Source organism: Shewanella sp. 11B5, from assembly GCF_002836795.1.
GTDB classification, from domain to species: Bacteria; Pseudomonadota; Gammaproteobacteria; order Enterobacterales; family Shewanellaceae; genus Shewanella; species Shewanella frigidimarina.
Map to the genome: position 1 here is coordinate 1 of NZ_PJAP01000243.1, position 9,363 is coordinate 9,363.

Consider the following 9,363-nt stretch of genomic DNA (forward strand, 5'->3'; position numbering starts at 1 on the left):
AGCGGCGCTCAGGCAAAAAATATCTTCTGGCAGGTTGGCGGAAGTGCGGGAGTAGCACTTGATACCACAGCGCATTTTGAAGGTGTGATCTTAGCTGAAAAAGGCATAAGCATAAATACAGATGCGACGGTTAACGGCAGATTAATGTCACAAACCGCTGTCACATTAGATCACAATATAGTAACTCAGCCTACAGAGTAGTTCTGATAATAGCCGAGCATTAGCAATCGTCTAATGCTCGCAATCCTTGATGCTACTCATCAGAAAATCAACATCCACTAAACCCTGTTTGGCGGATGTTTTTATGTCATGGATCATTAGCTATATCGCAATTGATTGTGATATTTTCAACCCTAACGCCATGGATTAAGTGGTATATAAAGTCGACCCTGCATTGTGCACCGAATGTGTTGGTCATTACGACAAGCCGACTTGCGCGTCTGTTTGCCCTATCGATTGTATCGACCCTGCCCCTAAACATGTCGAGTCACATGATGCGCTATTACTAAAATACGCTGCACTCACTGGCAATGTGTAACCTCAGGATTGAGCAACTAAGAGATTATATTTAGTACCTAGCATCTAACATCTAGCATCTGTAAAAACGGCGCTTAATGCGCCGATTTTTAGAGTCAAATAACACCATAACTATTCACTGGCTGTTAATGTTTGTAATACTTTTGCCAGTTGCTCAATGCCGATCCGAGCGGGTTTGGGTAAGCTATCTAACTCTATAGACAACAATAAATTTTTAACCTCTAACCCCAACTCTGTATCCCCTTCTATACGTAATTTACGCTGGAAAAACAGCGTGTCGGGATCTTCTTTACCTGCTGCAACCAAAATTAACTCAGGCACATTGGCACTTAATGTCACATCAGGCTGAGTAAAAGCACGCACTCGTAGTTGTTGTTCGACACCCACCTCAAAACGCAAACCAATATCATCAACACAAATGCCTACCCACTTTTGTTTGAGAAAATGGAGTTCATCTGCCTTCAATTGTTCCGCTAACACTAAATTAAGCAGTTTATTGATGACGATTATTTTTAACGCTTCCGGCATCAAGTTTAGCGAGCGACGGCTTACTTGAGGCGCAAAATGTAACAAGTGCGCCGATAATTGTTGTGTAAATGCTTGTGCCATCGAGAGTACCTACTTGCAAATAGAACCAGTAATCAAGTGAGTTTACTGGCAATTTATCTAACGAAACCTGTTTTAAATCAAATCATGTTAACTCAATCACATTTACACTCCTGTTCTTTGAAAAAAATGAGAACACCAACATGGAACTCTTATGCCCTGCAGGTAATTTAGCGTCACTCAAAGCCGCTCTTAACGCTGGCGCTGATGCGGTTTACCTCGGACTAAAAGATGACACTAATGCGCGCTCGTTTGCAGGACTAAACTTTTCTGCAGTACAACTAGCACAAGCGACAAAACTGGCCCAAAGCCAAGGGCGAAAGGTATTTTTAACCTTAAACACTTTTCCTAAACCCGGTGAAGAACACCGCTGGTATCAGGCCGTTGATTTAGCCGCACAATTAGAAATGGATGCCCTCATCGTAGCTGATTTATCATTACTCGATTATGCCCACCAGCATTATCCGCACCTTCCGCTACATTTATCAGTACAAGCCAGCGCCACAAACTTAGGGGCTCTATCATTTTATCAACAAGCTTTTAATATTGAACGAGCTGTATTGCCACGAGTATTGTCCATTAAACAGGTTCGAGACTTAGCTAAAGTGAGCCCTGTTGAGCTTGAAGTATTTGCTTTTGGTAGTTTATGCATCATGGCTGAAGGACGCTGCCATTTATCGTCATATGTAACAGGACAATCTCCTAATACAGGCGGTTCGTGCTCACCTGCTAACCATGTGCGTTGGCAAGATTCTGGCAGCGATAAATTGACCCGACTCAATAATGTATTAATCGATAAAGCTGAAGCTAACCAACAACTGGGTTATCCGGTGGTCTGTAAAGGCCGTTATGTTGCCGAATACGATCATGATGCAAAGTATTTATTGGAGTCACCTACCAGTTTAAACACCTTAAGCTTGTTACCCGAGCTCGCCCAAGCGGGAATTAAATCACTTAAAATAGAAGGACGTCAGCGAAGCCCTGCTTACGTCAGCCAAGTCACCCACGTTTGGCGTAGCGCTATCGACACTTATTTAGCCAGCCCCGAGTCTTTTTGCGAGCAACCACAATGGTCGCAAGCGTTAGCAAAAGTATCCGAAGGACAAATCACTACATTGGGCGCTTATGAGCGTCAATGGCAATAAGGTTTTACAATGAAAATATCTCTCGCTCCAATTAGTTACTGCTGGTCAAAATCTGACGTTGAACACTTTTATCAGCAAGTAGCATTGAGTAACATCGATACCGTTTATTTAGGTGAAACCGTATGCAGCCGTCGCCGCGAACTGAAGTTTAACGACTATCTAGATCTCGCCAATATGCTTAAGTCTCATGGCAAACACGTGGTGTTATCAACCATGGCTTTGATAGAGGCGCAATCTGAACTTAATGAACTGAAACGAGCTATTGATAATGGTGATTTCAGTATTGAAGCTAATGACATGGCTGCGGTACATTATGCGCACCAAGCGAAAGTCCCCTTTGTGTGTGGGCCAACAATCAATAATTATAATCGGACCAGCCTTGATTTATTGCACCAAAAAGGGATGTATCGTTTTGTCATGCCTTGTGAATTATCACAGAAGTGGTTAAACACCGTCATCAACCAGGGTGATAAACCCGCTTTTGAAATAGAGGTGCTCGGTCACGGCTATTTGCCTTTAGCACATTCTGCACGCTGTTTTACCGCAAAACATTACCAATTGCCAAAAGATAAGTGTCAAACTATTTGCCAACGCCATAGCAAAGGCTTACTGGCTCAAACTCAAGAGTCACAACCCTTACTCCGCTTAAATGGCATTCAAACTCAATCTGCGGCGCAGGTAAACCTGATTAACCAAATTCCACAAATGATAGACATGGGAATTGATTATTGGCGTATATCACCCAATAAATTAACCGATGTAGCCATGGGTTCAGAACTTGCTCATGTATTAGCGCAAATAACAGAGGATCCATTTAATAGTAAGGCGCTAATCACAAAACAGTTTAACGACAATAAACAGGCATCGATTATCAATCATCATTGCAATGGCTATTGGTTAGGGTTACCGGGCATGGACTATTCCCTTGAGCCAAATACTCCAGCGGGATAACGTTACAAACGCTATTTGATAGCCATTAATAAAAGTGGTCATGAACCGTAATCATATCCATGTTTATTAATGGCATACAAACCATAAAAAAGTGCCAAAGCCAAAGAGAGCACACTTCCGCAACAAAATATTAACCAACTGATTAAATTAGATTTTAACGATATACTCCGACACTTTCTTAAAGTAAATATCTACTCACATTTAACTAATATCTATTCGGTTAAGTTATCATTTTACATACTGCAAATAAGGGGGTAACCTTGCCTACCCAAAAAAAACAACTGAATGGACATTCAATTTCGGTCCATAATAAACAGTTGGGTAGCACAGCTGGCCAACTTAGAACACATAAGTAAGGTGTATTTAACGTGACACATAAAAAACATAGCATTAAAACAATTCTCACCTTTATTATTCCGTCACTGATTGGCTTGCTACTGTTTATGACGCCTATCAATGTCGAAGGTTCGATTACCATTCCGATTGCAATCATCTCAAAAGCATTGCAAAGCCAAATGGGCAGTTCGATTCAGCTTATTATGACCTGCATAGTGGTACTAATGGCATTGGCCTCATTACTCACTCAACTCATTAATCCTAAATTCGTTCGTAAAAGTATTTTTTTACGCACACTGCTGAAAGTAAATTTATTTTGGTTAGCGGTGCGAATTCTAGGCGCAATCTTTATCGTCATGGTTTATTGGCAAGTGGGACCCGAAGCGATTATTTCATCTGCAACCGGTGGCTTGGTTCTGAATGATTTAGTACCAGTACTATTTTCAGTATTTATTTTTGCTGGCATGTTATTACCGTTATTGCTCAATTTTGGTTTATTAGAATTTTTTGGCACGTTATTAACCAAAGTTATGCGTCCAATATTCAATTTACCTGGTCGCAGTGCTATTGACTGTATGGCATCTTGGTTAGGTGATGGTAGTGTGGGCATTTTAATGACCACCAAACAATACGAAACTCGTTTCTATACTGCACGTGAAGCTGCTGTTATTGGCACAACCTTTTCTGCCGTGTCAATAACCTTTAGCTTAGTGGTGATATCACAAGTCAAACTTGAGCACTTATTTGTGCCATTTTATCTGACTGTGTGTTTAGCAGGGTTTATTGCCGCAATCATAGTCCCTAAACTACCGCCATTATCATGGAAGAAAGATCTGTATATCGATGATACTCCTCGCCATGAAGATGACGAAACAATCCCAGCCAGTCATGGCGTATTTTCGTGGGGATTTGAACAAGCAATGCAACGGGCATCTTCTGCTGGTGGCATTAAGCATGTGCTAACTGAAGGAATTAAAAACGTTGTCGATATGATATTCGGGGTGATCCCTGTTGTTATGGCTATTGGTACCGTCGCATTAGTGTTGGCTGAACATACACCTATTTTTAATTACTTAGGTATGCCATTTATTCCGCTATTGGAACTGCTGCATATTCCAGAAGCTACCGAAGCCTCGAAAACGATTGTGGTGGGATTTGCCGATATGTTTATTCCATCGATTTTGGCCAGCTCTATAGAATCTGATTTGACCCGCTTTGTTATTGCGGCATTATCAGTTACTCAGCTTATTTATATGAGTGAAGTAGGTGCTCTTTTAATTGGTAGTAAAATCCCGGTTAACTTTTTTGAGCTATTCGTTATCTTCATTCTACGAACCTTAGTGACACTGCCTGTAATTGCATTAATGGGCCATTTACTCATTTAGTTGAAGTCAGAAGATAAACAACTCAATATCACTAAGGAGCGCAATGCGCTCCTTTTTTTAGACTAAATATTCTCAGCGTAATCGAGATAAATCGAGTATGCTTAAACAATAAACACTGACTTTGTGTCATTGCGATATTGATTACTAAGGGCAAACTATGGATGACAGACGTAAATTTTCTCGTATTTTTTTTGCAGCCAGTGCTCATCTTGCGCAAACAGAACAAACTTGGCGCACTAAAATTTTAGATTTAAGTCTTAATGGTGCATTAGTAGAATTGCCATCTGGGTATACAGGTCAGCTCAATAGCATTTTAACTTTGGAGTTTGTGTTACCCGACTCTGACATTGAACTGAAAATGGAAGCGGCAATTGTCCATAAAACCCCAGAACACCTTGGCTTAAAGTGTACTCACATTGATGTTGACAGCATTACCCATCTTCGCCGAATTATTGAATTGAATATGGGTGATCCAGAGCTATTAAATCGTGAGTTGACCTCTTTAATCACTTCAGCGCCTTAAACAGCCGATATAACAAGTTAAGATGCAAAAAAGGTAAGTCAATGACTTACCTTTTTTATGTACAAATTTTGCTTTTTATCACCCGAGGCTTAATTAATTAGTTCAAGCAGCTCATGGATAGTTTTCACAGGGATAATTTTTGCCCCTAGCCCTTCCATGGTTTTGTGATAATTACGGAATGGGATAAAAATCTCTGTAAAACCATGCTGCGCAGCTTCTTTGACTCTCGGCACACCACTATCAATTGGGCGCACATCGCCATTCAAACTCAACTCCCCCATAATACAAGTGGTTCTAGGCACGACAAAGTCATTTAAACTGCTCAGTAATGCCGTAACAAGCGCTAGATCGATGCAGGTTTCCGACTCATCAATTTTTAAACCGCCCACTATATTAAAAAACGTATCATGAAAAATTTTGGTTTTAGTATGCTTACGTAAAATACCGGTTAGCATTTTAATCCGATTCATGTTTAATCCCACACACACACGTTGTGGAAACTCAGATTCAGTCTCGGTGGTTAAACATTGTATTTCCAACAGTAAATTACGGTTACCTTTACGAATACAAGTGATAGTCGAGCCTGGCGATTCAGTGGTTGAGCCCGACAAAAATATTTCACTAGGGTTATCAACACTGATCATACCGCGTTCACTCATGCGGAATATCCCCACGGTATCAACATCACCAAAACGGTTTTTATTAGCGCGTAAGGTACGAATTTGTCCATCGTTGGTGTCGATATGTAGCAATGAATCTACGATATGAACCAAGGTTTGCGGGCCTGCTATTTCGTTATTTTTATTCACATGAGCAATAATGAACATGGTGACATTATTTTTCTTACAATATTGAGTAAACGCTTGAGCCGCTGTTTTAACTTGTGAAGGCGACCCTGGACTGCCATTGGCTGCATCGGTGACAACCGCTTGAATAGAGTCGATGACAGCAAACTTGATTTGCTTGGCTTCTAACTCCTCAATAATGGCTTCTACACTGGTTTCAGACAGCAAAAATAAGTTATCTTCGTTGTAATTAAGCTTTAAACGATTAACACGGTTTTTGAACTGAGATAATGACTCTTCTGCAGTACAGTACAGTGAAGCCATAGATTGTGACATCCGAGCGACCAAATCGGATAGTAATGTTGTTTTACCAGCACCTGGGTCGCCAGAAATAATATTCACCGATCCTGTCGTCAAACCGCCACTTAGTACCCTATCTAACTCACCGATTTCAGTGAGTCTTTTCTCGGCATCTTCTGACTCAACTTCACTGAGTTTTTTAGAGCCACCACCCACTGCACCAGCGTATCCCAATACAGATGATCGTGAAGTTGAACTCTTTGAGGCTGACAATTTCATTTCTACCAAAGAATTCCACGCACCACAACGACACTGTCCCTGCCAACGCGGATAATCAAGGCCACAATCGTCACAAACAAATGCCATTTTTGGAGCTTTTGCCATGTTAGTTCCTATGTTGTAAATCAATTAGTACTTTATGCTTGATGTTATTCGGCTTAAGAATCAATAAACCATCATTATTAACACATTTTCTATATCACCTAAACCTAACATCGGTCGAATCAAAATGACGATTTAGGCAACACATAAGTATAATAATAACAACGATCTTTAGTCAGAGTCTTGCCAACGATTAAAATATTGTCCACACTCATGTAAACAAACTGTAAAAAAGCAATAAATTAACGTTACATCAATATAGCATTGCTATTAATACGCTATGTTAATCTTCGTTTCGAGGGTATTAACAACGATATCATTTGCGCTTTCCTATCGAACAACATTGAAATGTATATTACTATAAAGATCAGCGCTTTCTTGCCGATAAAATTATCAGCCAGACTCACAATAAGCATTTAAAACGATAAAATAATGAGTTTAGATAACCACAGGGCATTAATAGAACAACTGAAACCGTTGATCATGGAACCTGATTTTCAGGACGTATTTGAACAGTTAACAGTTGATGAATCGAATTCAACCCGTTTTCTATTGAAAATGGAGCTAAATCGCATCTCATCTTTGTGCACGCGAATTATCGATTTACGAGATAAAACAGAACTGCCATGTGAAGAAGTTGTCGTCGCCAATCAAAGATATTTCCTAGACGAGCCTGCTAAAGAAGCCTTGCTACAAGCACTACCATTATACCGTAACAAATATACCTTAGGTGTGTACGAGCACGTTATAAAAGCGCATAAACTTCGACGCCTTAAACTCAGAGAGAATGTTTCAGTTGAGGTCATTGACGAAGAAAATCCATTTTTGGTGCCAGGTGTTGTGCTTGGCAGTTATTTTAATCGCTGTGAAGAACGAATGAATTATAGCATTCGAATTATGGTTTCTCAGCAAGGAATAACCGAAGTCAGTGGTGCAACGCTAGATTTATCTGTCGGTGGAGCTCGCATTAAGCTGCCGTTAAAGCATCATTTAGACCAAGACAAACCTTTACTGGTAAAACTACTCGAACTCAGTGATGAATTTTATCTCGATGATCTAAAACATGGTGTTGAATATCAAATAGTGGATATTCAAAATAAAGATGACAACGCAGTATTAAGACTAAAAAGACAGGGCGGCGGAGATGCGTTAGACGCAGTACTATCAAAACTTATACGCAGTTATAAATTTCGATATAAAGTCGATGTCAACGACGTCATAGTTACAGCAACCGGGTTAGGTTATGAGCGTCATTACTTGCCACTATTAACGCATCTACCTCTATTTGTTTCAATTGTTGACGGCAAGCCAATGATAGCCTATGAATTATTGGGAAGAGGTAACCAACCAATTCAACATTATTTTCAAGATGAAAATGAAATTAGCCAGCTACCGAGTTTTATTAATACCAGACGCTTAACCCAACTGATCAAAAACACCGAAAATAATGAGCATTGTTATTTATTCAGTTTTACTCACAATGCTAATGGTAAATTACATTTTTATTCTGCAACCTTAGCGGAGCTTAAAGCGACCAAAAATATTCATCTGTTTTTGGGTTTTGCTTCTACAAAAGCAAGCTGGCGTGTATTTAAAATTGTAATGCAACCTATTGATCATAGTAAAAACTATAAAACGTCCACTTTACCTGGGGATGATGCACGCTATGGGGCCCTCACGGAACAACAATTAGCTCAATTTAGTCATACTTTACAACTTATTGATTTAACCAACGAGGAAGCTCGTAAAGACTATCAGTCTTGGTTTGACCAATCTGATGTAAATGGTTTGAAGATTTTTGCCCAAGCAAAAATTAAACAGCACAGCATCAAAAAAGTATCAATGCCATTTAGTGAGCGGCGCCATGAGGCTCGATTCGCTTTTAAAACCTTAATCACAATTCAACAAGGTGATAAACAGGCCACTGGTATTACCCATGATATTTCGAGCCGAGGCTTACAGCTGATTTTAGAAGAATCGGCTAACTTCAATGAACCTGCCGCTGTCACATTATCATTTCCACGCCTGCAAGCCGCTGCTGGCAAAACTAATTTATCAAGTTTACCTTACCAATTAATTCGCAGCAGGATGAATGGCCTCACCTTACATTTAAGTGCCACAATTGGTCACTCACCACATGAAGGTGTAGAGTTTTTAAATAAATTGATTGCCCATAATAAACAAAAACTTGAGCAATTATCGGATAATGAAGGCCAGAAAAAAGAACTAGCAGATGGCATGAAAAACCTTGTGATGCGCCAATTACCAGGAGTGCCATATTTTATTGAAAAAACAGTAAAAGCGGCTCAAATGGCTTACATAGGTATTGGTACCACTACTGATGAAATAAGCCATTTATTTGCTCAAGACAGCGACAAAGCACTGCAATACAATTTAAAACCATTACTGGGGAA

8 protein-coding genes and 1 pseudogene are annotated in these 9,363 nt (G+C 39.9%); 7 read left to right on the forward strand and 2 right to left on the reverse strand.

The window, feature by feature from the left end:
- A partial coding sequence (locus tag CXF78_RS02925) for an ice-binding family protein (RefSeq protein ID WP_145991358.1) occupies window positions 1–201 on the forward strand: 201 nt, incomplete at its 5' end.
- A gap of 172 nt (window positions 202–373) precedes the next feature.
- Window positions 374–538: pseudogene (locus tag CXF78_RS02930) on the forward strand (ferredoxin); the annotation flags it as partial.
- A 110-nt stretch (window positions 539–648) separates the two neighbouring features.
- On the opposite strand, the gene CXF78_RS02935 reads toward CXF78_RS02930, so the two are convergent.
- On the reverse strand, window positions 649–1,146 hold the full coding sequence (locus tag CXF78_RS02935) for a ubiquinone anaerobic biosynthesis accessory factor UbiT (protein WP_011636489.1): 498 nt from the start codon (window positions 1,144–1,146) through the stop codon (window positions 649–651).
- Window positions 1,147–1,286: 140 nt separating this feature from the next.
- On the opposite strand from CXF78_RS02935, the gene CXF78_RS02940 reads away from it, so the two are divergent.
- From CXF78_RS02940 to CXF78_RS02955, 4 genes are all read left to right on the forward strand, one after another.
- Complete coding sequence (locus CXF78_RS02940) at window positions 1,287–2,288, forward strand: ubiquinone anaerobic biosynthesis protein UbiU (protein ID WP_011636488.1); 1,002 nt, start codon at window positions 1,287–1,289, stop codon at window positions 2,286–2,288.
- A 9-nt stretch (window positions 2,289–2,297) separates the two neighbouring features.
- A complete protein-coding gene (locus tag CXF78_RS02945; protein WP_102035933.1) occupies window positions 2,298–3,239 on the forward strand; it encodes a U32 family peptidase in 942 nt (313 codons plus the stop codon).
- 443 nt (window positions 3,240–3,682) lie between these two features.
- The gene (locus tag CXF78_RS02950; RefSeq protein ID WP_259396933.1) at window positions 3,683–4,960 is read left to right on the forward strand and encodes a YjiH family protein; all 1,278 of its coding nucleotides are present in this window, start codon (window positions 3,683–3,685) and stop codon (window positions 4,958–4,960) included.
- 157 nt (window positions 4,961–5,117) lie between these two features.
- Entirely contained in the window at window positions 5,118–5,483 is a 366-nt protein-coding gene (locus CXF78_RS02955; protein WP_102035935.1) for a PilZ domain-containing protein, read from the forward strand.
- 89 nt (window positions 5,484–5,572) lie between these two features.
- Here the strand turns inward: CXF78_RS02955 and radA are convergent, their stop codons facing one another.
- On the reverse strand, window positions 5,573–6,952 hold the full coding sequence (gene radA / locus CXF78_RS02960; RefSeq protein ID WP_011636484.1) for a DNA repair protein RadA: 1,380 nt from the start codon (window positions 6,950–6,952) through the stop codon (window positions 5,573–5,575).
- A gap of 429 nt (window positions 6,953–7,381) precedes the next feature.
- Here radA and CXF78_RS02965 point away from each other — a divergent pair.
- A partial coding sequence (locus CXF78_RS02965; protein ID WP_102035936.1) for a PilZ domain-containing protein occupies window positions 7,382–9,363 on the forward strand: 1,982 nt, incomplete at its 3' end.

What these genes read in the sequence shown, in the direction of transcription:
- CXF78_RS02935 (WP_011636489.1), bottom strand. Translation starts at nt 1,146, where the DNA reads ATGGCACAAGCATTTACACAACAATTATCGGCGCACTTGTTACATTTT.
- CXF78_RS02940 (WP_011636488.1), top strand. Translation starts at nt 1,287, where the DNA reads ATGGAACTCTTATGCCCTGCAGGTAATTTAGCGTCACTCAAAGCCGCT.
- radA (WP_011636484.1), bottom strand. Translation starts at nt 6,952, where the DNA reads ATGGCAAAAGCTCCAAAAATGGCATTTGTTTGTGACGATTGTGGCCTT.
- CXF78_RS02945 (WP_102035933.1), top strand. Translation starts at nt 2,298, where the DNA reads ATGAAAATATCTCTCGCTCCAATTAGTTACTGCTGGTCAAAATCTGAC.
- CXF78_RS02955 (WP_102035935.1), top strand. Translation starts at nt 5,118, where the DNA reads ATGGATGACAGACGTAAATTTTCTCGTATTTTTTTTGCAGCCAGTGCT.
- CXF78_RS02950 (WP_259396933.1), top strand. Translation starts at nt 3,683, where the DNA reads ATGACGCCTATCAATGTCGAAGGTTCGATTACCATTCCGATTGCAATC.